Genomic DNA, 25,584 nt, shown 5'->3' on the forward strand with positions numbered 1-25,584 from the left:
TGACCGGCGCGGTTGACAGGGTAGCCGCGGCGACGAACACTGGAGAGAGTTCGAACGGGTGTTCGAACGTGGAAGACCCGGGAGGAGGCTGCGTGACCGTCGTCGTCCCGGAGCACGAGGCCGGTGCGCGTCACGCGCACGCGCTGGCCGCGCTGCGCGAGGCGGAGCAGCGTACCGCGGGCCTGCCCGCCGACGGACGCGCGTGGCCCGTGCACCCCGCGCTGTCCCGGCTGCTGCCCGGGGGCGTGCTGCGCGGCGGCGGCACGCTCGCCGTGCGCGGCTCGACGTCGCTGCTGCTCGCGCTGCTCGCCGCGCCGTCGCAGGAGGGTGCGTGGGTCGCGTTCGTCGGGGCGCCCGCGGTGGGCATGCTCGCGGCCGCCGACGTCGGGGTCGTGCTCGAGCGGACCGCGCTCGTGCCGCGCCCCGGCCCGGACGCGCCCGCCGTCGTCGCGGCGCTGCTGGACGGCATGGACGTCGTGGTCACCGGCCCGCGCGCGGCGCTGACCGACGCCGACCGCCGGCGCCTCGCGGCCCGCGCGCGCGAGCGCGGTGCCCTCCTGGCCTCGACCACCGCCTGGCCGGGCGCGCACGTGACGCTCGACGCCCGCGGCGGGTCGTGGGCGGGCGTCGACGCGGGCGCGGGCTGGCTGCGCCGGCGGACGCTGAGCGTCCTGCGCACGGGCCGCGGCGCCGCCGCGCGCCCCGTGGAGATCGACGTCGAGGTGCCCACCGTCGTCGAGCCGCCGGCGCCGACGTCGGAGGTCGGCTCCGAGACCGGACCGCACCTGCGGGTGGTGGCCTGATGCGCACCGCGGTCGTGTGGGTCCCGGACTGGCCCGTGGTCGCGGCGCTCGCCGTCGCGGGCCTCGACGCGCACGTGCCCGCCGCGGTCATGGCCGCGGGCGCGACGGTCGCGGTGTCCGCCGTCGCGCGCTCGCAGGGCGTGCGCCGCGGCATGCGCCGCCGTCAGGCGCAGGAGCGCTGCCCCGAGCTCGTGCTGCTCGAGGCCGACGACGCCCGCGACGCGCGCGAGTTCGAGCCCGTGGCCCTCGCGGCCGAGACGGTCGTCGCCGGGCTCGAGGTCGCCCGCCCCGGCATGCTGCTGCTGCCCCGCGACGGCGCGGCCCGCTACCACGGCTCGGAGCGCGCGCTCGCCGAGGCGCTCGTCGGGGCGGTCGCCGCGCGCACGGGCCACGAGTGCCAGGTCGGGGTCGCCGACGGCCTGCTCGCCGCGGTGCTCGCGGCGCGGTCCGACGCCGTCGTGCCGGCCGGCGGCTCGCGCGCGTTCCTCGCTGAGCGGCCCGTGGGCGAGCTCGTGCACGCCGCGACCGACGCCGTCACCGCGGCGGCCGTCCAGGAGGCGGTGAGCCTGTGGTGGCGCCTCGGCCTGCGCACGCTGGGCGACCTCGCGGCGCTGCCGTCCGAGAGCGTCGGCGCGCGGTTCGGCGAGCTCGGGACCTGGGCGCACCGCCTGGCCCGCGGGGAGGACTTGCGCCCGCCCGCGCGGCGCCGGATCGAGCCCGACCTCGCCGTCGCCGAGGAGCTCGACCCGCCCGCGCTGCGGGTCGACGTCGCCACGTTCGCCGCGCGACGCCTCGCCGAGGAGCTGCACGCCCTGCTCGCCGCGCGCGGCCTGGCGTGCGGGCGCCTGCGCATCACCGCGCACACCGCCGAGCGCGAGCTCGAGCGCGTGTGGCGCACCGACGACGCCGCCGCGGGCGGCATGAGCGCCGCCCGGATCACCGACCGCGTGCGGTGGCAGCTCGAGGGGTGGCTCACCGCGGCGCCCGGCCGGGACGTGCCGGTCGTCGCACCGGTCGTGCGGCTCGCGCTCGCCGCCGAGGAGGTCGCGCCCGCGGGCGTGCACCAGCCGCGCCTGTGGGGCCCCGACGCCGGCGAGGACGCCCGCGCCCGGCGGGCGCTGGGCCGGGTGCAGGGCCTGCTCGGCGGCGACGCCGTCCTCACCGTCCGGCTCCAGGGCGGACGCGACGCGCGCGACCGCGTGCAGCTCGTGCCGTTCGGCGAGGAGGCCGCGCCCGAGCGCGACCCGGACCTGCCGTGGCCCGGCTCGCTGCCGAGCCCCGCGCCCGCGACCCTGCTGCCCGAGCCCGTGCCCGCGCGCGTGCTCGACGTCGCCGGGCGCGACGTCGTCGTCGACGTGCGCCTCGCCACGAGCGGCGAGCCCGTGCTCGTGCGCTGGGGCGACGGCGAGCACGAGGACGAGCAGAAGGTCGCCGGCTGGGCCGGGCCGTGGCCGCTCGCCGAGCGGTGGTGGTGCGGCGGCCCTCGCCGCGTCTACCTGCAGACCGTGCTCGACGACGGACGCGGACTCCTGCTCGCCCAGGCCGGCGGGCGCTGGCAGGTGGAGGCGCTGTATGACTAGGTACGCCGAGCTGCACGCGCACTCGGCGTTCAGCTTCCTCGACGGCGCCTCGCACCCCGAGGAGCTCGCCGCCGAGGCCGCGCGCCTGGGGCTCGAGGCGCTCGCGGTCACCGACCACGACGGCCTGTACGGGGTCGTGCGGTTCTCCCAGGCCGCCAAGGCCGTGGGGCTGCCGACCGTGTTCGGGGCCGAGCTGCACCTCGAGGCGCCCGTCCCCGGCGGGCCGCCCGTGCTCGACGCGCCCACGGGCGTGCCCGACCCGCGCTCGACCCACCTGCTCGTCCTCGCGCGCGGCGCCCAGGGCTACCGCAACCTCTCGCGCGCGATCGCCACGGCCCACCTCGACGCGGGCGTCAAGGGCAAGGCCCGCTACCGCCTCGAGGCCCTCGGCGAGGAGGCGGGCGGGCAGTGGCTCGTGCTCACCGGCTGCCGCAAGGGCACCGTGCGCCGCGCGCTGACCGACCACGGCCCGGACGCCGCCCGCCGCGAGCTCGACCGGCTCGTCGGCGTCTTCGGGCGCGACAACGTCGCCGTCGAGCTCACCGCCACGGGCGACCCGCGCGACGCCGACCTGCACGACGCGCTCGCCGACCTCGCCCGCGCCGCACGCCTGCCCCTGGTCGCGACGACCAACGCGCACTACGCACGGCCGCGCGACGCCGACCTCGCCGGGGCGCTCGCGGCCGTGCGGGCCCGCTCGTCGCTCGACGCGATGGACGGCTGGCTCCCCGGCGGCCCGACGGCGCACCTGCGCTCGGCGGACGAGATGCTCGCGCTGCACCGGCGCCACCCCGAGGCGGTGCCGACGGCGGCCGACCTGGCGGCCGAGTGCGCGTTCGACCTCGACCTCGTCGCGCCGCAGCTGCCCCCGTACCCGGTGCCGGACGGCCACGACGAGGCGTCGTGGCTGCGCGAGCTCGTGCGCCGCGGGGCCGTCGAGCGGTACGGGCCTCGGGAGTCCGAGCGCGTGCCCGGTGCGTGGAAGCAGATCGAGCACGAGCTGCGGGTCATCGAGAAGCTCGGCTTCCCCGGCTACTTCCTCGTCGTCTACGACCTCGTCGAGTTCTGCCGCGTCAACGGCATCCTGTGCCAGGGTCGGGGGAGCGCGGCGAACTCCGCGGTCTGCTACGCGCTCGGCATCACCGCCGTCGACGCCGTCAAGCACGGGCTGCTCTTCGAGCGGTTCCTCGCGCCCGAGCGCGACGGCCCGCCCGACATCGACGTCGACATCGAGTCGGTGCGGCGCGAGGAGGTCATCCAGCACGTCTACGCCACGTTCGGCCGGACGCACGCCGCGCAGGTCGCCAACGTCATCTCCTACCGGCCGCGCTCGGCGGTGCGCGACGCCGCCCGCGCGCTCGGGTACGACGTCGGGCAGCAGGACGCGTGGTCCAAGTCGATCGAGCGGTGGGGGTCGCTGCGCGGCCCCGATCCCGCGGGCCGGGCCGACGACGCGCACGACGTCGTGCCCGCCCGTGCACCGGCGTCGGCGGCCGAGGAGGGCGAGATCCCCGACCAGGTGCTCGACCTCGCCGAGCGCATGCTGCGCCTGCCGCGGCACCTGGGCATCCACTCGGGCGGCATGGTCATGTGCGACCGCCCCGTGATCGAGGTGTGCCCGGTCGAGTGGGCCCGCATGGAGGGCCGCACGGTGCTCCAGTGGGACAAGGACGACTGCGCCGACGCGGGCCTGGTGAAGTTCGACCTGCTCGGGCTCGGCATGCTCACCGCGATCCGCTACGCGTTCGAGGCGATCCAGGAGCACACCGGCGAGCGACTCGAGCTGCACGGCCTGCCCGACGACGACCCCGCGGTCTACGAGCTGCTGTGCGCCGCGGACACGGTCGGGGTGTTCCAGGTCGAGTCCCGCGCGCAGATGGCGACCCTGCCGCGGCTGCAGCCGAAGAACTTCTACGACATCGTCATCGAGGTCGCGCTCATCCGGCCCGGCCCCATCCAGGGCGGGTCCGTGCACCCGTACATCGACCGGGCGCGCGGCCGGGCGCCCGTGACGTACCTGCACCCGCTGCTCGAGCCCTCCCTGAGGCGGACGCTCGGCGTGCCGCTGTTCCAGGAGCAGCTCATGCAGATGGCGATCGACGTCGCGGGCTTCTCGCCCGCCGAGTCCGACCAGCTGCGCCGCGCGATGGGCTCCAAGCGCTCGCACGAGCGCATGGAGGCGCTGCGCGGGCGCCTCACGGAGGGCATGACCGAGCGCGGCGTGCCGCCCGAGGTGCAGGACGAGATCTACGACAAGCTCAAGGCGTTCGCCGACTTCGGCTTCCCCGAGTCGCACGCGTACTCGTTCGCGTTCCTCGTCTACGCGAGCTCGTGGCTCAAGGTGCACCACCCCGCCCCGTTCTACGCGGGGCTGCTCGCCGCGCAGCCCATGGGCTTCTACTCGCCGCAGTCGCTCGCGGCGGACGCCCGCCGGCACGGCGTGACCGTGCTGCGCCCCGACGTGGGCGCCTCGCGGGCGCTCGCGGGCGTCGAGCGGCTGCCCGACGGCGCCACCCCGGTCCGGCCGGAGGTCTCCGTGAGCGTCGACCCCGCGTTCGGGCCCGAGCCCGACCTCACGCTCGCCGTCCGGCTCGGGCTGAGCGGGGTGCGGGGCCTCGGCAAGGACCTCGCCGAGGCCATGGTCGCCGAGCGCGAGGCGCACGGGCAGTTCCGCGACCTGCGCGACCTCGTGCGTCGCGTCGACCTCAGCACGGCCCAGCTCGAGGCGCTCGCGACCGCCGGCGCGCTCGAGAGCCTCGGCGTCACGCGGCGCGAGGGGCTCTGGGCCGCGGGCGCGCTCGGGCAGGAAGGCCCGGACACGCTCGAGGGCGTGAGCGTCGGCGTGGCCGCGCCGGTGCTGCCGGGCATGACCGGGCTCGAGGTCGACGTCGCCGACGCGTGGGCCACGGGCATCACGCCCGACTCGTCGTCGCCGCTCGAGCACCTGCGCGACGGGCTCGAGCGCGCGGGCGTGCTCACCGTGGCCCAGGTCGGCGCCACGGAGCCCGGCCGGCGCGTCGCCGTGGGCGGCGTCGTCACGCACCGCCAGCGCCCCGGCACCGCGGGCGGCGTGACGTTCCTGTCGCTCGAGGACGAGACCGGCCTGCTCAACGTCATCTGCACGCCCGGCCTGTGGCGGCGCTTCCGCACGGTCGCGCGCGGCGCGCCCGCCATGGTCGTGCGGGGCCAGGTCGAGCGGGCCGACGGCGCCGTCAACCTGCTCGCGGAGCACCTCGCGCCGCTGCGGCTGCCGGTGCCGACCCGCTCGCGGGACTTCCGCTGACGGCGGCGCGAGTTCACGCGCCGGTCACCGCGGCGTCGCCGCCGGTGCAGCGTGCCGCAACGCGCGGTGACCACGCTCGGGGGCATGGACACACGTCGCACCCTCGCCACCACGCTGGCCCTCACCCTCGTGTGCGCGGGCGCAGCCCCCGCCGTCGCCGCCGGGTCGGATCGCGAGTTCGACCTCCAGGCCCACCGGGGCGGCGTCGCCCTCACGGTCGAGAACACGCTGCCCGCGTTCGCCAACGCCCTCGAGCTGGGCGTCTCGACGCTCGAGCTCGACGTCCAGATCACCGAGGACGGGTACGCCGTCGTGACGCACGACCGGGACCCGAACCCGGCCAAGTGCGTCGACACCGCGCCCGCCTTCCCGGGCGACCCCGAGTTCCCGTACGTCCCGGGCGCGACCTACATCAAGGACCTCACGCTCGCGCAGGTCCGCACGATCGACTGCGGCTCGCTGGCCCAGCCGCAGTTCCCGGGCCAGGAGGTGCACCCGGGCGAGCCCATGCCGCTGCTGTCCGAGGTGCTCGAGCTCGTGAACGATTACCGGGCGCACCAGGTCACGCTCAACGTCGAGACCAAGATCGAGGCGGGCGCCCCGTGGCAGACCGCGCCGCGCGAGGAGTTCGTCCAGGCCGTCGTGCGCGACGTGCGCGCCGCCCGCCTCGTCGACCAGGTCACGATCCAGAGCTTCGACTGGGGCGCGCTCATGCGGGTGCGCGAGGTCGAGCCCCGCCTGCCGATCGTGGCGCTGACCAACGGCCAGCAGTTCCTCCAGGCCGGGCAGGCGGGCGCCTCGCCGTGGCTCGGCGGCATCGACATCGACGACTTCCCGGGCTCACTGCAGGAGAGGTTCGTGGCCGCGGCCGCGTCGTTCGGGGCGGACGCGGTCTCGCCGGTCCACGGCGACCCTCAGAACGGCAGCATCGACGACCCCGGCTACGTGCCCTTCACGACCCAGGAGCTCGTCGACGCGGCGCACGCCGCCGGGATGAAGGTCGTCCCGTGGACCATCGACGACCGCGCGACGATCGAGCACCTCATGGACCTCGGCGTCGACGGGATCATCACCGACCGGCCGGACGTGCTCCGCGCCATCATGGCGGAGCGGCACCTCAAGCTCCCGAAGCCCTACCGGGAGCCGCAGCACCGGCACGTCGGCTGACGCCCTCCCGACGGCGCTCGCGGCGGCCGCGCGCCAGCTCGGTCTCGAGCGCGTCGAGCGGCTGGGCGAACGTGTCGGCGAACCGGTCGAGCCATGCCCGGGCCGCGTCGACGCCCGCGTCGTCGACGGCGTAGAGCCGCCGCGTCCCCTCGGGCCGGACCCGGACCAGGCCCGCCTCGCGCAGGACCCGCAGGTGCTGGGACACCGCGGGCTGCGAGAGGCGGGCCTCGGCCTGCAGCGCCGCCACGAGCGCGCCGGCCGGCTGCTCGCCCGCGGCGTGCAGCAGCTCGAGGACCCGGCGCCGGACGGGGTCGCCGAGCGCCTCGAACACCCGTGCCGGGGCGCTCATCAGGCGTCGGGCGGCGTCGTGTAGAAGGCGAGGGTGTTCCGCGCGGCGGCGCGGGCGGCCTCGGGGTCGTCGCCGTCGGCGATCGCCGCCTCGGCCCAGCCGGTGCTGGCGTGCCGGACGAACTCGACGCCGTCGGGCGACAGCGTCCACGCCTCGCCCTCCGCGGGGTCGACGGCCTGGTCGGTCTCGAGGTGCAGCCCGAGGCCCATGAGGGCGAGGTCCCAGCCGACGCCGACCGCGCCGGGCCCGAACCGCTCGGCGAACTCGGGCTCGACCGGGGACTCGTGCACGAGCTCGAGCGTCGTGCCGCCGTCGGACTCGGTGAGGCGCACCTCGAGCCACGAGAGGGTGCCGCCGAACTCCCACGTGACGGCGAACCGCTCGGGCGCCTCGCACGTCTCGACGACGCCGCCCGCGTTGCCCTCGACCTGGTAGCGGCCGCCCTCCGACAGGTCCCCGCTGACGGGGGCGAACCAGCGGGGGAGGCGCTCGGGCGACGTGACGGCGTCCCAGACGTCGTCGCGCTCCGCCGCGTACGTGCGGCGTGCCACGGCGACCTTGGTCGGCGCGCCGTCGCGCTCGCCGCTGCGGACCTCGCGCACCACGAGACGAGCGGTGGCGGCGGGATCGATCGTGATGCTCATGGTCGGCTCCTTCATAAGTGGGTGCTTATATTCAACCACGGTCCCCGCCGTGTCGGAAGGGGCTCGTAGTCTCGGAGGCATGCGGATCGAGCCCGCCACCGCCGACCGGTTCGACGACGTCGCGACCGTGCTCAACCCCACGGGGCGCGAGCAGGCGTGCTGGTGCATGCACTGGCGGCTGCCGCCGAAGGAGGACGCGTCGCGCCGGGAGGACTACCTGCGCGAGCTCGCCGCGAGGGACCCGGCCCCGGGCCTGCTCGCCTACGACGGCGACACGGTCGCCGGGTGGCTGGGGCTGGCCCCCAAGTCCGCCAGCCGCATGCTCCAGCGCTCGCGCGTCCTGCCTCCCGGCGACCCCGAGAGCTGGCCCACCACGTGGGCCGTCATGTGCTTCACCGTCCGCCCCGGGTACCGCCGTCGGGGCGTGGCCCGCGCGCTGCTCGAGGGCGCGGTCGAGTACGCGCGGGCCCACGGGGCCCGCGTGATCGAGGGGTACCCCGTCGAGCCGGATCCCGGCCGCCGCGTGCCCGTGAGCGCCGCGTTCGTGGGGACGGTCGGGCTGTTCGAGCAGGCCGGGTTCGAGCGGGTCGCCATGACGTCCGCCACGAGCGGGCGTCTCCCGCGCTGGGTGCTACGGCGCGAGCTCGATCCCGCGTGAGTCACGCGACCGGTGCGACGACGCAGACCTCGAACGTCCCGCGCCCGCGCCGCAGCAGGTACCGCACGTGCTCGCTCGCGCCCTCGGCCGCGTACTCGTCGCGGTAGCTCCAGCGGACGTCGACCCACAGCAGTGCCCAGCCGACCTCCTCGACGTCCCCGAGCTCGGGCACGACCGCGACCAGCTCGCGCTCGCGGTGGCCCGCGAGGCGCTCGCGGAGCAGGTCGTGCACCTGCTCCGGTCCCGTGAGCACGACCGACCTCTCGGGCAGCGTGAGCAGCGCGGGGAGGTCGAACCGGTCGGCGAGCGCCTCGAGGTCGCCCGCCCCGAGCGCGAGCCCGTAGTCCACGAGGAACGCCCGGAGAGCGTCGCGGTCGTACCCGTCCGTCGGCAGCGTGGCCATCTGCCCACCGTAGGACCGTCCCCGCCGCGTCACCACGCCTGGGCGTAGACGTCGGCGAAGAGCTCGTCGGCGTCGACGTCGAGACCCCGGCCGGCGAACCAGGCGGCCATGGTCCGGCAGTCGCGGTGCAGCAGCTCCGCGCCGAACGGGTTCGCGACGAGGTCGACCACCTGCGGCAGGTCGATGACGACGACCCGGTCGCCGTGCGCGAGGACGTTGTACGGCGACAGGTCGCCGTGCGCCCAGCCGAGGCGCGCCAGGACGCCCATGGCGTCGCGCACCTGGTCGAACCACCCGGCGAGCGTCGCGGCGTCGGGCCGTGCCCGGGCGAGCCGGGGAGCGGCGACGGGCACCCCGTCGTCGTCGACCGTCCCGACGAACTCCATGAGGAGCTCGGTCCCGTCGATCTGGACGGGGTAGGGGACCGGGGCGCCGGCGTCCCAGAGGGCGCACAGGGCGCCGAACTCGGCGTCGGCCCACTGCGTGGCGGCGACCGCGCGCCCCCACGAGGACTTGCGGTCCTCGATCGCGCGCTGGTCGCGCGTGCGGCGCACGCGGCGGCCGTCGGTGTACTCGCCGTCGCGGTGGAACTGCCGGTGCTCGCGGCCGCGGTACCGCTTGGCGGCGAGCAGCGACACCTGGTCGGGGTCGCCCGGCACGGCGCGCTCGACGAGGAAGACGTCGGCCTCCTTGCCGGTCTTGAGGATGCCGAGCTCGGTGTCGAGCGCGGCAGCGGACGTGACGACCCAGCCGGGACGCGGCTCGGGGCCGCGCTGGCCCTTGGCGACCGTGGTCCAGGTGGACCAGCGCTGGTCGGGGCCGGGCTCGGTCAGGTCGACGGGCTCCGCAGGTGGGAGGACGTGATCGGTGTGCGGGTGCACGGAAGGCTCCTCGGGTGAGGGGGACGGGCGGGCATCGCGAGACGGTCCATGGCTCGGCCCTCCTTCCTGCACGGGCGCACCCCGGTGGTGCGTCGTCGTGCCGACCTTGCCCCTGCGGCCAGGTCGCGGTCCAGCGATTATTCGTCGGTACGGTGCGCTCATGGCCTTCCTCCCCGTGGCCGACGGCGTCCTGGTGCGCACGAGCCGGCGCATGCGCACGACGACGACGCTCATCCTCGGGCGCGCCGCCGGCCGGGGGCTCCGCCCGGCGCTCCTGGTCGACCCCGCGTGGGAGGCCGACGAGCTGGCCGCGATCGCCGACGAGCTCGACGCGCGGGAGGTCGAGGTGGTCGCTGGGCTCGCGACGCACGCGCACCACGACCACCTGCTGTGGCACCCGCGCTACGGCGAGGCGCCGCGGTGGGCGTCGCCCGCGACGGTCGCGGCGGCGCGGGCGCGCCGACGGGCGCTCCTGGCGGAGCTCACGGCCGACGCGGCGTACCCGGCGGACGTGCTCGAGCTGTTCGGCGGCGTCGTCGCGTCGCCCTCCGACCACGTGCCGGACCCGGCCGGCGTCCTGCCCGAGACGGTGCTGGTCGTGCACGACGCCCACGCGCCCGGCCACACCGCGCTCTGGCTCCCCGCCGCCGGCGTGCTCGTCGCGGGCGACATGCTCAGCGACGTCGAGACGCCGCTGCCGTTCGACACCTCGGAGACCGCCGCCGACCTGGCCGCCTACGGGGACGGGCTCGACCGGCTCGCGCCGTGGGTCGCCCGCGCACGGGTGGTCGTGCCGGGACACGGGACGCCGTCGTCGGTGCCGGGGGCATGGTCGCCGGCCGAGCGGCTCGACGCCGACCGGCGCTACCTCGACGCCGTGCTCGCCGGGCGCCCCGTCGACGACCCGCGTCTCGCCGACCCCGGCATGCTCGAGGAGCACGAGCGCGCGGTCCGGGTCGCGGCCCGCGCACGCGGCGGCTCAGCGGAGGGCGGCGAGCATCGCTCCGGCCGTGGCGGCGGCCAGGGCGATCAGCACGAGCGTGGGCAGGCGCTGCCAGAACGACCTCACGGGTGAGCCTCGCTCTCGTCCTGCCGGTCCTCGAGCTCGTCCTGCAGGTCGTCGAGCCGGTCCTCGAGCTCGTCCTGCTCGTCCTCGAGCCGGTCCTCGAGCTCGTCCTGCTCGTCCTCCTGCTCCTCGCGCTCGTCCTCGCTCGGCGGCCCGACGGCGGAGAACCACGCGAACCCGCCGACGGCCGCGACGACCGCGACGCCGACGCCCTCGAGCACGGCCCGGCGCGTGGGCTCGCTCACGACGACACCCCCGAGGTGAAGAACCACAGCGCCGACGTCGACCACACGAGCGCGAGGAGCGCGAGGACGAGCCCGCCGAGCACCGGCAGCACCCAGGCCGGCAGGCCGCGGACGCGCAGCGCGAGCATCTTGACCGTGAACACGCCGTAGAACAGGCACCCCGCGACGGAGTGGACCAGCACGCGCCCCGGCTCGTCCTCGAACCCGATCGACCAGACGCACGCGAACGCGACCGGGAGGGTCAGGCCGAACGCGGCCACGCCGCTCCACCGGTGCAGCATGCCCACCCACCCCGGGACGCGGCGCACCCCGGGAAGCCGCCCGTACATCGCGAGCGCCGACCCGAGCTGGACGACGAGCAGCGCGGCGGCGCCCGTGGCGAGCCACGACTTCATCTCGATCATGCTCGAGAACCACAGCGTCAGCAGGGGAGCGCCGTCGCCGGGGTGGGCGTCGGCGTACGCGCCGAGCGCGCCCGCGACCGCGACGCCCGCGGCGGTCGCCGCCGCGAGCGCCCAGCGCCACGACGCACCCCGAGCCGCGGTCTCGGCCATGGGATCACAGTGCCGGTCGGTGCGAGGGCTGTCCAGCGGGGCGCGACGGCGCGGTCAGGATCCGGCGGCGCCCGTCCAGGTGCGCGTCCACGCGACGACGGCGTCCCACACGCTCGCGGTGTCGAAGCCCATCTGGTCGAGCGCGGCCCACGTGACCCCGACGACCGCGTAGAGGCTCACGGGGGTCATGACGACCCACTCACGCCACGACCCCGCGTCACCGAGCACCGGCAGCGACACGTTGCCGCCCGCGCGCCACACGTCGTCGAACGGCAGCACGGGGTACCGGCGCACCCAGCGCGGCGAGCGGACCCGGACGGGCCACAGCAGCGGGACGCCGCGCGTCGTGACCAGGTCGCCGAGCACGTGCACGGCGCACCCCAGGCCGACGCAGAACGGCATCCAGTACCACTCCTCGGGCGCGAAGACCGCCACGAGCGCCGCGAGGCTCAGCGACGTCGTCCACGACCACCACCGGCCCTTGCGCGTGAGGCGCAGGGCGCGCAGCGCGAACGCGATGAGCAGCACCGCCATCACGCCCGGGCCGACGAGGACGTCCCCGAACGTCTCGGTGCGGATCGTCAGGAGGCTCGTGACCCAGGCGATCGCGGTGAACGCCGCCACGCCGAGGATCGAGTGGGTCGCCCCGCGGTGGCCGCCGGAGACGCTCGCCACGAGGCGCGTCACGCCCTCCGACACGGGCGGCAGCGAGTGCGCGATCGTGCCGCGGTGGTGGTCGGCGTCGGGCAGCAGCGCGGCGCCGGCGCACACGAGCGCGCCGGTCATGACGCCGACCTCGGAGACGGGGTACCAGCCGAACGCGATCGGCGTCGTCGAGGTCACCGCGACCCATGCCGCCGCCCCCGACGCGGCGTGGTGGCCACCCATCATGGCGCCGAGCTCCTGTCCCGATCCTCACCCTTGACCGATTGGTCCTGGCGAGGGGGAACGCTACACGGCCCCGCCGACGTCAGGCCGACAGCTCCACGACCACCTTGACGTCGTCGGACCCGTCGTCGAAGGCCTCGAGCGCGCGCTCGAGCGGGAGCCGGCGCGTCACGAGCCCGCGGAGCCAGTCGAGGTCGGCGCGCGCCAGGACGTCGGCGGCCGCCTCGTAGTGGCCCATGTTGGCGTTGACGGAGCCGACGATCGCGTCGTTCTCGAGCACGATCTCCCGGTTCGCCGCACCCACGTCGAGCGGGACCGTCCGGCCCGGCGTCGTCACGCCCGTCAGGACCGTGACGCCGTACGGCCGCGTGGCCGTGAGCGCGGCGGTGATCACGGGCGGCGCGCCCGTGGCCTCGATCAGCACCTCCGGCTGCACCGCGTCCGAGACGGTGGCGAGGTCCTCCGTGTGGTACGTCGCGCCCAGGGCGCCCACCAGGTCGGGCTTGCGCCCCTCGGCGTGGCGGTCGAGCACGTGCACGTCCAGGCCGCGCTGGACGCCGATGAGCGCGGCGAGCAGGCCGATGGGGCCCGCGCCCGTGACGAGCGCGGTGCGCGGCTCGAACCAGGCCCGCCCGCCGACCGCGTCGACCTGCTCCCACGCCTTGGCGACCACCGAGGTCGGCTCGAGCAGCATGCCGACGTCGGCGAGCGCCGGGTCGAGGCGCACGGCCCGGTCGGCCTCGATCACCCAGCGCTCGCTCGCGAAGCCGTCGACGTCCTTGATGCCGTGCTCGGTGTACCGCCCGTTGCGGCACATGTCCCACTCGCCGCGCGCGCACGCACCGCACGGCACCGGGTCGGGCCGGCGCACGACGCCGACCACGAGGTCGCCGGGTGCGAAGCCCGAGCCCGCGGGTGCCCGGGCGACGCGGCCCAGGGACTCGTGACCGAGGACCAGGCGCTCGCGGCCCGGCGGCGCCGACCCGTACTCGCCGGCGGCGATCTCGGCGTCCGTGCCGCAGATGCCGACGGCGAGGCCGTCGACCAGCAGCTCGCCCGGTCCGGCCTCCACGTCGGGCACGTCCGTGACGGCGAGCGAGCCCGCCTGCCCGGGGACGACGGTCAGTGCTCTCACCATGCCTCCTGGGGTCGTTCTGCCGGGGCGCCGCCGAGGATGCGCGCCGAGTTGACGAGCCCCACGTGGCTGAACGCCTGCGGCACGTTGCCGAGCTGGCGTCCCGACGTGACGTCGTACTCCTCGGCCAGCAGGCCGAGGTCGTTGCGCAGGCCGAGCAGCCGCTCGAACAGCGCCACGGCCTCGTCGTGGCGGCCGATGCCGTGCAGCGCATCGACGAGCCAGAAGCTGCAGATGAGGAACGTGCCCTCTCGAGGACGTCGGCGCGGATGGTCTCGCGCAGCCGGCGCCACCGGTCCACGGGGCCCTCGAGCCCGAAGTCCTCGACCGTCCGGACCATCCGGTCCACGCCCGCCCACGCCATGACCCGGGAGTGCACGAACGGGCGTCGCGGGCCGCGCACCTCCCACAGGCTGTTGTCCGGGTCCTTCCAGTGGCCCTCGAGGAAGTCCGTGAGCGCGTGCTGCAGGCGCCACGCGTCCTCGTCGACCGCGAGGCCCGAGCGACGTGCGACGTCGAGGGCGTCGAGCGCCTCGCCCCACACGTCGAGCTGGAACTGCCCGGCCGCGCCGTTGCCGATCCGCACCGGTACGCTGCCCACGTACCCGGGCAGCCCGGTGAGCGTGCGCTCGGGGATGCGACGGCGCCCGTCGAGCGCGTACATGATCTGCAGGTCGGCCGGGTCGCCGGCGACGGCGCGCAGCAGCCACTCGCGCCACTCGCCGGCCTCGGCGACGTGCCCCGTGCCCAGGAGCGCGACGAGCGTGAACGCCGCGTCCCGGAGCCAGCAGAACCGGTAGTCCCAGTTGCGGCTGCCGCCGATCTCCTCGGGCAGCGACGTCGTCGCGGCGGCCGCGATCGCACCCGTCGGCGCGTAGGTCAGTGCCTTGAGCGTGACGAGCGAGCGCCGCACCGCCTCCTGCCAGCCGCCGTCGTAGGTGGTCTGCGCCGCCCACGACCGCCAGAAGTCCTCCGTGTCGGCGACCGCGGCCTCGGGGTCGATCGGGTCGGGCTCGGGGAGGTACGAGCGGTGGTAGGTGACGACGAACGGGACGCGCTCGCCCGCCGCGACCTCGAACCGGGCGTGCACGGTCCCCGCCCCGGTGTCGACCTCCACGGGCACCGGGGCGTCGATGCTCACGGCGTCGGGCCCGGCGACGGCCGTGAGCGTGCTCGGCGGGGCGTTGCGCACGATGCCGGTGCGGGTGAGCCAGGGGACCACGCTGCCGTAGTCGAACCGCAGGCGCAGCGTCGTCGTCATCGGCACGCGCCCGCTCAGCCCCTCGACGACGCGCACGACGTCGGGGGCCTCGCCGCGCGGCGGCATGAGGTCGATCACCCGGACGCGCCCCTCGGGCGTCTCCCACTCGGACTCGAGCACGAGGGTGTCCGGACGGTAGCGGCGGGTGGTGCACGGACCGCCCCTCGCCGGCGCGAGCGCCCAGGACCCGTGACGTTCGTCACCGAGCAGGGCCGCGAAGCAGGCGGGGGAGTCGAAGTCGGGCAGGCACAGCCAGTCGAGCGAGCCGTCGCGCCCCACGAGCCCGGCGGTCTGCAGGTCGCCCACGAGGCCGTAGTCCTCGATGCGCTGTGCCACGTCGTCACGCTAGGACGGGCCCAGCGCACCCGCCCGGGGAGCCGCCGTCGGGCTCGGGCGGTTTGCGGGGGCGGGCCCGGATCGTGCTATGTTTTTCCCCGCACCGGAACGGCGCAGGGCGCCGGGAAGGTCCACCTGTCCGGGTGGCGGAATGGCAGACGCGCTAGCTTGAGGTGCTAGTGCCCGTATAGGGCGTGGGGGTTCAAGTCCCCCTCCGGACACTCGTTGAGACAGCGACGTCGAAGGCCCCCGAGCTCCTGGCTCGGGGGCCTTCGACGTTCCCGTGCTCTCGTCAGAACGGGCTGGCGCCGCAGGCCTCGTAGCTGCCGAGGATCTCCTCGCCGTAGGCCGCGAAGACCTCGTCGATGCCCCGCCCGTCGCCCGCCTTCGCGTCGTGCGGGTTGTTGGAGGCGACGACCCCGCCCTGGCCGTTGCTGCCCTTGACCTTCAGGGTGAACGACGACGGCGCGCCGGTCTCCTCGTACGCCGCGAGGACGCACTCGGCCTGCTCGGGCGTGAGGACCCCGTTCTCGACGTCCCCCTGCACCGCGTCGGCGACCTCGAGCGTGAACCACGCCTGCGAGTGCGACCCGGCGGCGGCGTTGCCGGCGGCCGACCGGTTGGGGTTGAAGCACTCGTGGGCCAGGGCCCCCGCCGCGGAGGCGAGGACGAGGCCCGCCGACAGGACCACCGCACCGCTCGCGCGTCGCACGTTGCGACCGAACATGTCTGCTCCCTTCGGTTGCGCGGCACGCCGTCGTACCGCCTCTCCGAGGGTGCCCCCGGCACCCGTCCGTGTCATCGCGCGCGGGCAGAATTCACCCGGCACGGTGGCGTCGCCTGCCGGGTCCGCCGGCGTGGGGCACACTGGGCAGACCGGACGAGCAGGAGGTGGGCGTGTGGCCGAGGGCGTGCGCGAGAACGTACCCGCGTGGCTCCGTACCTCCGCCGGCTGGTCGTGGCGGCTCATCGCCGTCGTCGCAGGTGTCGCGCTCGTGTTCTACGCGACCGCCCAGGTCCGCATCGTCTTCGTCGCGGTGTTCCTCGCGCTCGTCCTGACGTCCGTGCTGCGGCCGGTCACCGACTGGTACGCGAAGGTCATGCCGCGCCCGCTCGCGACCGCGCTGGCCCTGCTGTCGGGCGTCCTGCTGTTCGGCGGCCTGCTCACGTACGTCGTCGCGTCCGTCGCGGGCCAGTGGGAGCGCCTGGCGGGCGAGTTCGACACCGGCGTGCGGCAGATCCTCGACGTGCTCGAGGACGGGCCGTTCGGCCTCACCGTGACGCTCGACCAGATCGACGAGTGGGTCGACCAGGGTCGCGCGTGGGTCGCCGACAACGCCGAGGACCTGCTCAGCCAGGCGGCGCAGAGCGCCGGCTCGGTCGTCGAGGGCTTCATGGTCGTCGCGCTCGCGATCTTCCTCACCGTGTTCTTCGTGAACTCCGGCGGGCAGATGTGGCGCTGGTTCCTCGGGCAGCTCCCGCTCGCCCACCGGGCCCGGTGGCACGACGCCGCGGCGGCCGGCTGGTACACCTTCTCGGGCTTCGCGCGCGGCACGGTGATCATCGCGTTCGCCGACGGCTTCCTCGCGTTCGTGCTGCTGTCGATCCTCGGCGTGCCGCTCGCGGCACCCCTGGCCGTGCTCGTGTTCATCGGTGCGTTCATCCCGCTCATCGGCGCGCCCCTGGCGATGATCATCGCGGCCGTCGTCGCGCTCGCGGCGCAGGGCTTCGTGACCGCGCTGGTCGTGACGATCGGCATCGCGCTCATCGGCCAGCTCGAGGGCCACGTCCTGCAGCCGCTCATCATGGGCAAGCAGGTCTCGCTGCACCCCGTCGTCGTGGCGCTGTCGGTGCTGTCGGGCACGGTGCTCGCGGGCATCCTCGGCGCGATCATCGCGGTGCCCCTCGTCGCGGTCGCGTGGACGGTGTTCTCCACGCTGCGCGGCAACCTGCTCGTGCCCGTCCCGCTAGGCCCGCTCCTGCGGCCGGAGCAGGCCGACCCGCGACGGCCCGACGACGACGACGTCGTCCGCGCTCCCGAGGAGGAGCAAAAACCCTGAGGCGGCCGTGCCGCGCATGACACGATGCGCGGTATGGAGCCCTTCGTCCTCGCCACCGACCGAGTCCGTCTGTCCGTCCCGACGGAGCGCGACGTCGACGTCGTCGCCGAGATCTGCACCGACCCGGCGATCGCGGAGTGGACGACCGTCCCGTCGCCCTACACGCGGGCCGACGCCGAGGGCTTCGTCACCGGCATGGTCGTCGACGGCTGGGCGACCGGGACGAGCTTCACCTGGGCCGTCCGCGACCCCGGGGACACGGACGGCCCGGTGCTCGGCATGGTCGGCATGACGTGCGAGGGCGCCGAGGGCGTCGAGCGTGTCGGCGAGCTCGGCTACTGGGCCGCGCCCGCCGCGCGCGGCCGGGGGCTGACGACCGAGGCGGCCCGGCTCGTCGTCGACTGGGCGCTCGACCCCGAGGGGCTCGGCCTCGTCCGCGCGCACTGGTCGGCGTACGTCGGCAACTGGGCCTCGCGGCGCGTGGCCTGGAAGCTCGGCTTCCGGTTCGAGGGCACGCTGCGGCGCTGGGCGCTCCAGCGCGGCGCGCGCCGCGACGCGTGGGTGGGCTCGCTGCTGCCGGAGGACCCACGCGAGCCGTCCGAGCCGTGGCCGGCCGCGGCGGCCGGCTGAGAAAAAGGCCTTGCCGCCGCGCGACGACGACCGCATCGTGGTCGACCTGCCCGACCCGGACGTGCCCGCGGGACGCCGGCTCGCCGCGCTGCGCTGTGCCGACGGCCGGGAGATCGTCCTCGATCCGCTGGCGTCGCTCGCGCCGGAGCACCTGCTCGGCGTGCGGGCGCGGGAGAACACCGCCTCGACGTGCTCGACGACCGCGCGACCGTCCTCGAGGCCGTCCGAGCGGGCGCACCGCACGTGCCGCCGGCCGAGCTGCGCGACCGTCTCGCCCGCTTCCGCGTGCGCGGAGACCAGGTCGACCGCCGGGTGGCCACGCTGTCGGGCGGGGAGCGGTTCCGCGTCACCCTCGCCCGGCTCCTGCTGGCCGACCCGCCGGCCCGGCTGCTCGTGCTCGACGAGCCGACGAACAGCCTCGACGTCGCCAGCGTCGACCGGCTCGTCGAGGCCCTCGGCGCCTACCGCGGCGGCCTGCTCGTGGTGAGCCACGACCGGGCGTTCCTCGACCGGCTCGGGATCGACGTCGAGCTGCGGCTGGCCGAGCCGGGGCGGCTCGAGCGCGTCGATGCGGTTGGATGGGCCCCATGACCCTCGACGCCAGCAACCCGTTCGCCGCACCGTCCTCCCTGCCGTACGAGCTCCCGGACTACGCCGCGATCCGCGAGGAGCACTACGAGCCGGCCGTCCGGGCCGGCATGGCCGAGCAGCGGCGCGAGGTCGAGGCGATCGCCACGGACCCCGAGCCCCCGACGGTCGAGAACACGCTCGACGCGCTCGAGCGCTCGGGCCGGCTGCTGAGCCGGGCGCTGCACGCGTTCTTCAACCAGGTCAGCGCCGACGCGACGCCGGGGCTGGAGGACGTCTACGAGCGCCTGTCGCCCGAGCTCGCCGCGCACCGCGACGCGATCTACATGGACGCGCGGCTCCACGCGCGCGTCCGCGCGCTCGCGGACGCCGCCGAGGCGGGCGAGCTCTCGCTCGAGCCCGACACCGCGTGGCTGCTGCGCACGCTGCTCAAGGACTTCCGCCGCGCCGGCGTCGGGCTCGACGCCGACCGCCAGGCCGAGCTGCGCCGGCTCAACGGCCGGATCACCGAGCTCGAGGCGGTCTTCGGGCGCAAGCTGCTCGCGGGGGAGAAGGCGTCGGCCGTGCTCGTGACCGACGTCGCCGAGCTCGAGGGCCTGCCCGAGGACGCGATCGCCGCCGCGGCGGCGTCGGCCGCCGAGCGCGGGCACGAGGGCGCCTGGCTCCTCGACCTGCAGCTGCCGACGCAGCAGGACGTCGTCGGCTCGCTGGCCCGCCGGGACGTCCGGGAGCGCGTCCAGCGCGCGAGCGAGTCGCGCGGCACCCACGGCGACGAGAACGACACCCGGGCGACGCTGCTCGAGATCGCGCGGCTGCGCGCGGAGCGGGCGCGCCTGCTGGGCTACGAGCACCACGCCGCGTACGTGGCCGAGGACGCCACGGCGGGCACCACCGAGGCGGTCAACGCGATGCTGGCGCGGCTCGCGCCCGCCGCCGTCGCGAACGCCCGCGCCGAGGGAGCCGAGCTCGAGGCGCTGCTGCGCCGGACCGTGCCCGACGCCGAGCTGCGGGCGTCCGACTGGGCCCACCTGTCCGAGGCGGTCCGCAAGGAGCGGTACGCGCTCGACGACGCGCTGCTGCGCCCGTACCTCGAGCTCGAGCGCGTCGTGCGTGACGGCGTCTTCGAGGCCGCGCACCGGCTGTACGGGCTGTCGTTCGCCGAGCGGACCGACCTCGTCGGCTACCACCCCGACGTCCGGGTCTTCGAGGTCTTCGACTCGCCGGAGCCGGGCGAGCCCGACCAGGGCCTCGGCCTGTTCCTCGCCGACTGGTACACGCGACCGTCCAAGCGCGGCGGGGCGTGGATGAACAACCTCGTCGACCAGAACCGCCTGCTCGGGCAGCGGCCGGTGGTGGTGAACAACCTCAACATCGTCAAGCCGCCGGCCGGCGAGCCGACCCTGCTGCTGTGGGACCAGGTCATCACGCTGTTCCACGAGTTCGGGCACGCCCTGCACGGCCTGCTCTCCGACGTGCGGTACCCGTCGCAGTCGGGCACCGCGGTGCCGCGCGACTTCGTCGAGTACCCGTCGCAGGTCAACGAGATGTGGGCGTGGGACCCCGAGATCCTGCGCTCGTACGCCGTCCACCACGTCACGGGCGAGCCGATGCCGACCGAGTGGATCGACACGATGCTCGCCTCGCGGCAGTTCAACGAGGGCTTCTCGACGACCGAGTACCTGGCGGCCGCGCTGCTCGACCAGGCCTGGCACCAGCTCGCACCCGAGGACGTCCCGACGTCGGTCGACGACGTCCTCGCCTTCGAGGCCAAGGCGCTCGCCGAGGCGGGGGTCGACTACGCGCCCGTGCCGCCGCGCTACCGCACCACGTACTTCAACCACGTCTGGGGCTCCGGCTACTCGGCCGGGTACTACTCGTACATCTGGTCCGAGGTGCTCGACGCCGACACCGTCGAGTGGTACCGCGAGAACGGCGGCCTCACGCGCGCCAACGGCGAGACGTTCCGGCGTCGGCTGCTCGCCCGCGGCGGGTCGCAGGACCCGCTGGACTCGTTCCGCGACCTGCGCGGCCGGGACGCCGACATCGCGCCGCTCCTGGCGCGTCGCGGCCTGGGTACGGTGGGGGCGTGACCACCACCGACGACGCCGCCCGCCCGTTCCCGACCGCCGAGGACGAGGTGGTCGGCATCTGCCAGGACCTCCTGCGGATCGACACGTCGAACTTCGGCGGGAACGACGGCCCGGGTGAGCGCAAGGCGGCCGAGTACGTCGCCGAGCTCCTTGCCGAGGTCGGGCTCGAACCCGTGCTCTTCGAGTCGGAGCCGGGCCGCGCGTCGGTCGTCACGCGCCTCGAGGGGACGGACCCGTCGCGGCCCGCGCTCGTGCTCCACGGCCACCTCGACGTGGTGCCCGCCGCCGCGGCGGACTGGTCGGTCGACCCGTTCTCGGGCGAGGAGATCGACGGCCTCCTCTGGGGGCGCGGCGCCGTCGACATGAAGGACATGGACGCGATGATCCTCGCCGTCGTGCGCCAGATGGTGCGCGAGGGGCGCCGGCCCGCGCGGGACGTCGTCGTGGCGATGTTCGCCGACGAGGAGGCGGGCGGCGCGTACGGGGCCGGCTGGGCCGTGCGGAACCGGCCCGAGCTGTTCGAGGGCGCGACCGAGGCGATCAGCGAGGTCGGCGGGTTCTCGGTCGAGATCGGCGGACGGCGGGCCTACCTGCTGCAGACCGCGGAGAAGGGCCTCGCGTGGCTGCGGCTCGTGGCCCAGGGCCGCGCGGGGCACGGGTCGCAGGTCAACGCCGACAACGCGGTGGTGCAGCTCGCCGCCGCGGTCGCGCGCATCGGGCAGCACGCCTGGCCGTACACGCTCACGCCGACCGTGGACCGGCTCCTGCGCGGCGTCGCCGACCTCACCGGTCTCCCGTTCGACCCCGAGGACCCGGCGAGCGTCGACGCCCTCGTGGCGGCGCTCGGTCCGGTCGCGAACTTCGTCGGCGCCACGGTGCGCCACACGTCGAACCCGACGCAGCTCGACGCCGGCTACAAGGCGAACGTCATCCCCGGCCGGGCCGAGGCCACGGTCGACGTGCGCCTCCTGCCCGGGCACGAGGAGGACGGCATGGCGACGCTGCGCGAGCTCGCGGGGCCCGACGTGCGCGTCGAGCCGATCCACCAGGACATCGCGCTCGAGGTGCCCTTCGAGGGCGACCTGGTGGACGCGATGGTCGCCGCGCTCCACGCCGAGGACCCGGGCGCCACCGTGCTGCCGTACACGCTCTCCGGCGGGACCGACAACAAGTCGCTCGCGCGGCTCGGCATCACGGGCTACGGCTTCGCGCCGCTGCGCCTGCCGGGCGACCTCGACTTCGCGGGCATGTTCCACGGCGTGGACGAGCGGGTGCCGACCGACGCCCTGCGGTTCGGCACGCGCGTCCTGGACCGGCTGCTCGCGACCTGCTGACGGGTCCGGAGCCACCGCCGACGCGCGAGGGCTCGGACGGGCGCCCATGATGGGGCGTTCCCCGTTCAGGAGGTCCGTGTCATGGCGAGCCGAGCAGCTCGCCAACGACGACGTCGCCGCGCGCCTGCACCTGCGCGACGCCGCCGTCATCGTCCGCGGGTTCTCCCGCTCGAACATCCGGCTCGAGGTCGAGCGCGCGGTCGAGGAGCAGGACAAGCTGCGTGCCGTCGTCGAGCGGGCCGTCGCGGAGGCCGAGCGGGGGGCTGCTCGACGACGCGGCGCCCTAGGCGGCGAGCCCGGCGAGGAGGCGGCGCGTCTGCCCGACGTAGCCGCCGCCGAACAGGACCGCGTGCACCGCGAGCGGGTACAGCTGGTGCAGGCCGACCCGCTCGCGCCAGCCGGGCGCGAGCGGGTGCACGTCGCCGTACCCCGCGAGGATCTCGTCGAGGTGCGGGGCGCCGAACAGCAAGAGCATCGCGAGGTCGGTCTCGCGGTGGCCGCCGTGCGCGGCCGGGTCGATGAGCACCGCCTCGGGGCACCACAGCACGTTGCCCGACCACAGGTCGCCGTGCACCCGCGCGGGCGGCTCGTCCGCCGCGTCGCCCGCGAGCCGCGGGAGCCGCGCGCACACCGCCTCGACGAGCGCGGCGTCGTCGGCGGTCAGCATCCCGCGCTCGCGGCCCTGCTCGACGACGGGCCGCAGCCGCGCCTCGGCGTAGAACGTCGGCCAGTCGTCCCACGCTCCGGCGACCATCGGCAGCGGGTCGTCGAGAGGGCCGAAGAACCCGGCGTCCGCGCCGGGCGGGAGCGCGCCGAACGCCGGGGCGCCGGCGTCGTGCAGGACGGCGAGCGCGCGCCCGAACGCGCGTGCGTCCGCGGAGGTGGGGCGTGCCGTGGAGAGGCGCTCCAGGTCGAGGTGCGAGGGTCCGACGTCGAGCACCCGCGCGACGCGCGGCCCGCCCGGTACCTCGAGCCAGCGCAGTCCCGCGGCCTCGGTGGCGAAGTAGCCCGGGGGTGCGCCGACGCGGCTCTTGCAGTGCACCGTCGTCACGCCGGCGCCCTCAGAGCGTCGGCGTCACCTTGATGATCTTGCGGCGCAGCCAGACCTTCCGCTCGCCGCCCATGTACAGCCGCGTGCGGGCCAGCTCCCACCGGCCGTACTCGGCCTCCTCGGTGAGCATGCGCCGCGCGTCCGGGACGCTCGTGTGCCGGTCGATGGTCAGCACGCGGTACTCGTACTGGCCGTGCTTGCGCCACGCGGAGGTGGCGTCGCGGGTGCCCGCCGGGGAGCTGGCTGCCATCCGTCGTCCTCCCGAAGTCGTCGGCTCCTGCCGTTCGTCTGCCCATTGTGCCCCTGGTGGCGCTACGGTCAGAGCATGACCGCTGACCCGCGTGCCGCGCTGGACCGCTTCGTCGCCGCTCTCGAGGCGCACTTCCACGCGGTGTCGACCCGCCGGGGTGACGACGACCCCGCGGTCGACGATGCCTACGAGGTGCTCGCCGACGCCTTCGAGGTCTACGAGGACGCCCTGGCGCAGGTGTACTCCGAGGTGACGCCGTTCCTCCTCGACGACGGGGACGACGACGAGGACGAGGACGAGGACGAGGACGACGACGAGGACGATCTCGACGACCTCGACACGGGCCTCGACGACCTCGACGACGACGAGGTCGGGCAGCCCTCGCGCACCTAGTACCGCGCTACCACCGCTCGGGGTACCCCACGTCGACGGCGGACACGTCGTCGAGCGCGGCGTGCACCTCGTCCGGCAGGCCGAGGTCGGCCGCCGCGAGCGACGTGCGCAGTTGCGCCGGGGTCCGCGCGCCCACGATCGCCGCCGCGACCGTCTCGCGCGCGAGCAGCCACGCGAGCGCGACCTCGAGCGGCGCCCGGCCGAGCCCCTCGGCCGCGATCGCGAGCGCTTCCACGACCGCCGACGACGCGTCGTCGAGGTACGGGTCGACGAACGCCGCCAGGTGGGGCGAGGCCGCGCGCGAGTCCGCGGGCAGCGCCCGCCGGTACTTGCCGGTGAGCACGCCCCGCCCCAGCGGCGACCACGCGAGCAGCCCCATGCCGAGGGCCGCCGCGGCGGGGACGACGTCGCGCTCGACGCCGCGCTGCAGCAGCGAGTACTCGAGCTCGAGCGCGGCCAGCCCGACGCCGTCGCCCGCCTCGAGCAGCGTCGCCGCGCGCGCGGCCGCCCACGCCGGGTGGTTCGACAGGCCGACGTAGCGGGCGCGGCCCGACGTCACGGCCAGCCGCAGCGCCGAGACGGTCTCGTCGAGCGGCGTGGCCGGGTCCGGGCACGCGACGAGGAACAGGTCGACGTGGTCGGTGCCGAGCCGTGAGAGCGAGGCGTCGAGGTCCGCGAGCAGGCCGCCGCGGGAGGCGTCCGCCGTCGTGCCGTGCGCGCCCGCGCGGACCCCGCCCTTGGTGCACAGCACCAGCTCGTCGCGGTCGATCTTGCCCGCGAGCAGCTCGCCGATGAGCCGCTCGGCGTCGCCGTCGCCGTAGGTCGCCGCGGTGTCGACGAGCGTGCCGCCCGCGTCGAGGAAGTCGCGCAGCTGCTCGCCGGCGTCGAGGGCGTCCGTGTCGCGTCCCCACGTCATCGTGCCCAGGCCCAGCGCGGACACGCGCAAACCCGACCGGCCCACCTGACGACGCTCCATGCCGGGCAGGGTACCGGGGCCGGGCGCGTGGCGGGCGGGGCACGCGCCGCCGGGCTGTAGTGTGGCCGCCCGTGAACGCGTGGGAAGCCATCCTCCTGGGCCTGGTCCAGGGCCTGACCGAGTTCCTCCCCATCTCCTCGAGCGCGCACCTGCGCATCGTCGGCGAGCTCATGGGAGGCGTGGACCCGGGCGCGACGTTCACCGCGATCACGCAGATCGGCACCGAGGCCGCCGTGCTGCTCTACTACCGCCGCACGATCCGCGACATCTGCGTCGCGTGGTTCCGGGCCCTGCGGGGCGACCACGGCCGCGACCTCGCCGCGCGGTTCGGCGCCCACGACCCCGACGCCCGCATGGCCTGGTACATCGCGCTCGGCTCGGTGCCGATCGTGGTGCTGGGCCTGCTGTTCCAGGACGCGATCGAGACGTCGCTGCGCAACCTGTGGATCACGGTCGCGATGCTCGCCGGGTTCGGCCTGCTGCTCGCGGTCGCCGACCAGGTCGGCGCGCGCGTGCGGCGGCTCGACCAGCTCACGCCCCGGCGCGCGGTCCTCTTCGGCCTCGCGCAGGCGCTCGCGCTCGTCCCGGGCGTGTCCCGGTCGGGCGGCACCATCACGGCGGGCCTCTTCATGGGCTTCACGCGCAAGGCCGCCGCCGACTACTCGTTCCTGCTCGCCGTCCCGGCGGTGCTGGGCTCGGGGTTCTACCAGCTCGGCAAGGCCGTCTCGGGCGACCCCGCACCGGGCTCGGCGGGCGCGCTGGCGACCGTCCTGGCGACCCTCGTGGCGTTCGTCGTGGGCTACGTCGTGATCATCGGCTTCCTCAAGATCGTGTCGACCTACTCGTACCGGCCGTTCGTCTACTACCGGCTCGTGCTGGCCGCCGTCGTCGTGGTCCTGCTGCTCACGGGAGTGCTCACGCCGACCGGTGGGCACACCGTCTGACCTCCGGCCGGGGCA

Annotated in this window: 27 protein-coding genes, 1 tRNA gene and 2 pseudogenes; 15 read left to right on the plus strand and 15 right to left on the minus strand. The window is 75.4% G+C overall.

All coding sequences use genetic code 11. From position 1 onward, the window contains the following. Window positions 1–92: 92 nt before the first annotated feature. The 4 genes from ISOVA_RS07100 to ISOVA_RS07115 all read left to right on the plus strand — a co-directional run bounded on the left by ISOVA_RS07100 (window position 93) and on the right by ISOVA_RS07115 (window position 6,833). Window positions 93–803, plus strand: a complete 711-nt coding sequence (locus ISOVA_RS07100) for a hypothetical protein (RefSeq protein ID WP_013838566.1) — start codon at window positions 93–95, stop codon at window positions 801–803. Next, the gene (locus tag ISOVA_RS07105) at window positions 803–2,383 is read left to right on the plus strand and encodes a DNA polymerase Y family protein (protein ID WP_013838567.1); all 1,581 of its coding nucleotides are present in this window, start codon (window positions 803–805) and stop codon (window positions 2,381–2,383) included. Before ISOVA_RS07100 ends, ISOVA_RS07105 begins: the two co-directional genes overlap by 1 nt. Beyond that, on the plus strand, window positions 2,376–5,666 hold the full coding sequence (locus tag ISOVA_RS07110) for an error-prone DNA polymerase (RefSeq protein ID WP_013838568.1): 3,291 nt from the start codon (window positions 2,376–2,378) through the stop codon (window positions 5,664–5,666). Before ISOVA_RS07105 ends, ISOVA_RS07110 begins: the two co-directional genes overlap by 8 nt. An 84-nt stretch (window positions 5,667–5,750) precedes the next feature. Further along, entirely contained in the window at window positions 5,751–6,833 is a 1,083-nt protein-coding gene (locus tag ISOVA_RS07115; protein ID WP_041295239.1) for a glycerophosphodiester phosphodiesterase family protein, read from the plus strand. On the opposite strand, the gene ISOVA_RS07120 is transcribed toward ISOVA_RS07115, so the two are convergent. After that, window positions 6,784–7,182 carry an ArsR/SmtB family transcription factor gene (locus ISOVA_RS07120; protein ID WP_013838570.1) on the minus strand — a complete coding sequence of 133 codons (399 nt, stop codon included), beginning with the start codon at window positions 7,180–7,182 and terminating at the stop codon, window positions 6,784–6,786. The genes ISOVA_RS07115 and ISOVA_RS07120 overlap by 50 nt on opposite strands. Next, entirely contained in the window at window positions 7,182–7,826 is a 645-nt protein-coding gene (locus tag ISOVA_RS07125) for an SRPBCC family protein (RefSeq protein WP_013838571.1), read from the minus strand. The genes ISOVA_RS07120 and ISOVA_RS07125 overlap by 1 nt, the downstream gene beginning before the upstream one ends. A gap of 79 nt (window positions 7,827–7,905) precedes the next feature. Between ISOVA_RS07125 and ISOVA_RS07130 the strand changes: the two genes are divergently transcribed. After that, window positions 7,906–8,484, plus strand: a complete 579-nt coding sequence (locus ISOVA_RS07130; protein ID WP_013838572.1) for a GNAT family N-acetyltransferase — start codon at window positions 7,906–7,908, stop codon at window positions 8,482–8,484. A 1-nt stretch (window position 8,485) separates the two neighbouring features. Here ISOVA_RS07130 and ISOVA_RS07135 read toward each other — a convergent pair whose 3' ends face one another. Next, window positions 8,486–8,887: a hypothetical protein gene (locus ISOVA_RS07135; RefSeq protein WP_013838573.1), complete on the minus strand. Its 402-nt coding sequence runs from the start codon at window positions 8,885–8,887 to the stop codon at window positions 8,486–8,488. A 29-nt stretch (window positions 8,888–8,916) separates the two neighbouring features. Beyond that, on the minus strand, window positions 8,917–9,768 hold the full coding sequence (locus ISOVA_RS07140; RefSeq protein WP_013838574.1) for a serine protein kinase RIO: 852 nt from the start codon (window positions 9,766–9,768) through the stop codon (window positions 8,917–8,919). A gap of 160 nt (window positions 9,769–9,928) precedes the next feature. Here ISOVA_RS07140 and ISOVA_RS07145 point away from each other — a divergent pair, with 160 nt between their 5' ends. Further along, entirely contained in the window at window positions 9,929–10,843 is a 915-nt protein-coding gene (locus ISOVA_RS07145; protein WP_013838575.1) for an MBL fold metallo-hydrolase, read from the plus strand. On the opposite strand, the gene ISOVA_RS07150 is transcribed toward ISOVA_RS07145, so the two are convergent. From ISOVA_RS07150 to ISOVA_RS17620, 6 genes and pseudogenes are all read right to left on the minus strand, one after another. After that, complete coding sequence (locus ISOVA_RS07150; protein WP_013838576.1) at window positions 10,834–11,079, minus strand: hypothetical protein; 246 nt, start codon at window positions 11,077–11,079, stop codon at window positions 10,834–10,836. The genes ISOVA_RS07145 and ISOVA_RS07150 overlap by 10 nt on opposite strands. Then, a complete protein-coding gene (locus ISOVA_RS07155; RefSeq protein ID WP_013838577.1) occupies window positions 11,076–11,633 on the minus strand; it encodes a DUF6529 family protein in 558 nt (185 codons plus the stop codon). Before ISOVA_RS07155 ends, ISOVA_RS07150 begins: the two co-directional genes overlap by 4 nt. 54 nt (window positions 11,634–11,687) lie before the next feature. Then, the gene (locus ISOVA_RS07160) at window positions 11,688–12,524 is read right to left on the minus strand and encodes a metal-dependent hydrolase (protein WP_013838578.1); all 837 of its coding nucleotides are present in this window, start codon (window positions 12,522–12,524) and stop codon (window positions 11,688–11,690) included. A 79-nt stretch (window positions 12,525–12,603) separates the two neighbouring features. Then, window positions 12,604–13,659, minus strand: coding sequence for a glucose 1-dehydrogenase (locus ISOVA_RS07165; RefSeq protein WP_233275966.1), 1,056 nt, complete (start codon window positions 13,657–13,659; stop codon window positions 12,604–12,606). Next, window positions 13,653–13,949 (minus strand): glycoside hydrolase family 15 protein, encoded by a 297-nt coding sequence (locus ISOVA_RS17615; RefSeq protein ID WP_391540504.1) that lies wholly within the window; start codon window positions 13,947–13,949, stop codon window positions 13,653–13,655. Before ISOVA_RS17615 ends, ISOVA_RS07165 begins: the two co-directional genes overlap by 7 nt. A gap of 14 nt (window positions 13,950–13,963) precedes the next feature. Next, window positions 13,964–14,779: pseudogene (locus ISOVA_RS17620) on the minus strand (glycoside hydrolase family 15 protein); the annotation flags it as partial. Between ISOVA_RS17620 and ISOVA_RS17625 the strand changes: the two are divergent. Next, window positions 14,694–14,888, plus strand: a complete 195-nt coding sequence (locus tag ISOVA_RS17625; RefSeq protein ID WP_391540503.1) for a hypothetical protein — start codon at window positions 14,694–14,696, stop codon at window positions 14,886–14,888. The pseudogene ISOVA_RS17620 and the gene ISOVA_RS17625 sit on opposite strands and share 86 nt — an antisense overlap. 44 nt (window positions 14,889–14,932) lie before the next feature. Here the strand turns inward: ISOVA_RS17625 and ISOVA_RS17630 are convergent. Then, window positions 14,933–15,253, minus strand: a pseudogene (locus ISOVA_RS17630) (trehalase-like domain-containing protein); the annotation flags it as partial. A gap of 137 nt (window positions 15,254–15,390) precedes the next feature. Between ISOVA_RS17630 and ISOVA_RS07175 the strand changes: the two are divergent. Further along, a tRNA-Leu gene (locus ISOVA_RS07175) sits at window positions 15,391–15,474 on the plus strand. Between the two features lie 71 nt (window positions 15,475–15,545). Here the strand turns inward: ISOVA_RS07175 and ISOVA_RS07180 are convergent. Next, window positions 15,546–15,980, minus strand: coding sequence for a hypothetical protein (locus tag ISOVA_RS07180; RefSeq protein WP_013838580.1), 435 nt, complete (start codon window positions 15,978–15,980; stop codon window positions 15,546–15,548). Window positions 15,981–16,083: 103 nt separating this feature from the next. On the opposite strand from ISOVA_RS07180, the gene ISOVA_RS07185 reads away from it, so the two are divergent. From ISOVA_RS07185 to ISOVA_RS07205, 5 genes are all read left to right on the plus strand, one after another. Continuing rightward, window positions 16,084–17,313, plus strand: coding sequence for an AI-2E family transporter (locus tag ISOVA_RS07185; protein ID WP_013838581.1), 1,230 nt, complete (start codon window positions 16,084–16,086; stop codon window positions 17,311–17,313). A 33-nt stretch (window positions 17,314–17,346) separates the two neighbouring features. Continuing rightward, window positions 17,347–17,943 carry a GNAT family N-acetyltransferase gene (locus ISOVA_RS07190; protein ID WP_041294805.1) on the plus strand — a complete coding sequence of 199 codons (597 nt, stop codon included), beginning with the start codon at window positions 17,347–17,349 and terminating at the stop codon, window positions 17,941–17,943. A 189-nt stretch (window positions 17,944–18,132) separates the two neighbouring features. Beyond that, window positions 18,133–18,534 carry an ATP-binding cassette domain-containing protein gene (locus tag ISOVA_RS07195; RefSeq protein WP_049788277.1) on the plus strand — a complete coding sequence of 134 codons (402 nt, stop codon included), beginning with the start codon at window positions 18,133–18,135 and terminating at the stop codon, window positions 18,532–18,534. Further along, window positions 18,522–20,621 (plus strand): M3 family metallopeptidase, encoded by a 2,100-nt coding sequence (locus tag ISOVA_RS07200; RefSeq protein WP_143762080.1) that lies wholly within the window; start codon window positions 18,522–18,524, stop codon window positions 20,619–20,621. The genes ISOVA_RS07195 and ISOVA_RS07200 overlap by 13 nt, the downstream gene beginning before the upstream one ends. Beyond that, window positions 20,618–21,955 (plus strand): M20/M25/M40 family metallo-hydrolase, encoded by a 1,338-nt coding sequence (locus ISOVA_RS07205; RefSeq protein WP_013838584.1) that lies wholly within the window; start codon window positions 20,618–20,620, stop codon window positions 21,953–21,955. The genes ISOVA_RS07200 and ISOVA_RS07205 overlap by 4 nt, the downstream gene beginning before the upstream one ends. A gap of 283 nt (window positions 21,956–22,238) precedes the next feature. On the opposite strand, the gene ISOVA_RS07210 is transcribed toward ISOVA_RS07205, so the two are convergent. Together ISOVA_RS07210 and ISOVA_RS07215 are read right to left on the minus strand one after the other, a co-directional pair. Then, complete coding sequence (locus ISOVA_RS07210; RefSeq protein WP_013838585.1) at window positions 22,239–23,006, minus strand: fructosamine kinase family protein; 768 nt, start codon at window positions 23,004–23,006, stop codon at window positions 22,239–22,241. 10 nt (window positions 23,007–23,016) lie between these two features. After that, window positions 23,017–23,256 (minus strand): DUF5703 family protein, encoded by a 240-nt coding sequence (locus ISOVA_RS07215; protein ID WP_013838586.1) that lies wholly within the window; start codon window positions 23,254–23,256, stop codon window positions 23,017–23,019. A 75-nt stretch (window positions 23,257–23,331) separates the two neighbouring features. Here ISOVA_RS07215 and ISOVA_RS16730 point away from each other — a divergent pair, with 75 nt between their 5' ends. Then, window positions 23,332–23,649, plus strand: a complete 318-nt coding sequence (locus ISOVA_RS16730) for a hypothetical protein (protein ID WP_013838587.1) — start codon at window positions 23,332–23,334, stop codon at window positions 23,647–23,649. Between the two features lie 7 nt (window positions 23,650–23,656). Here the strand turns inward: ISOVA_RS16730 and ISOVA_RS07225 are convergent, their stop codons facing one another. Further along, a complete protein-coding gene (locus ISOVA_RS07225; RefSeq protein ID WP_041294806.1) occupies window positions 23,657–24,625 on the minus strand; it encodes an aldo/keto reductase in 969 nt (322 codons plus the stop codon). A gap of 71 nt (window positions 24,626–24,696) precedes the next feature. Here ISOVA_RS07225 and ISOVA_RS07230 point away from each other — a divergent pair, with 71 nt between their 5' ends. Then, complete coding sequence (locus ISOVA_RS07230) at window positions 24,697–25,569, plus strand: undecaprenyl-diphosphate phosphatase (protein WP_013838589.1); 873 nt, start codon at window positions 24,697–24,699, stop codon at window positions 25,567–25,569. Window positions 25,570–25,584 lie beyond the last annotated feature (15 nt).

Source organism: Isoptericola variabilis 225, assembly GCF_000215105.1.
Lineage (GTDB): Bacteria > Actinomycetota > Actinomycetes > Actinomycetales > Cellulomonadaceae > Isoptericola > Isoptericola variabilis_A.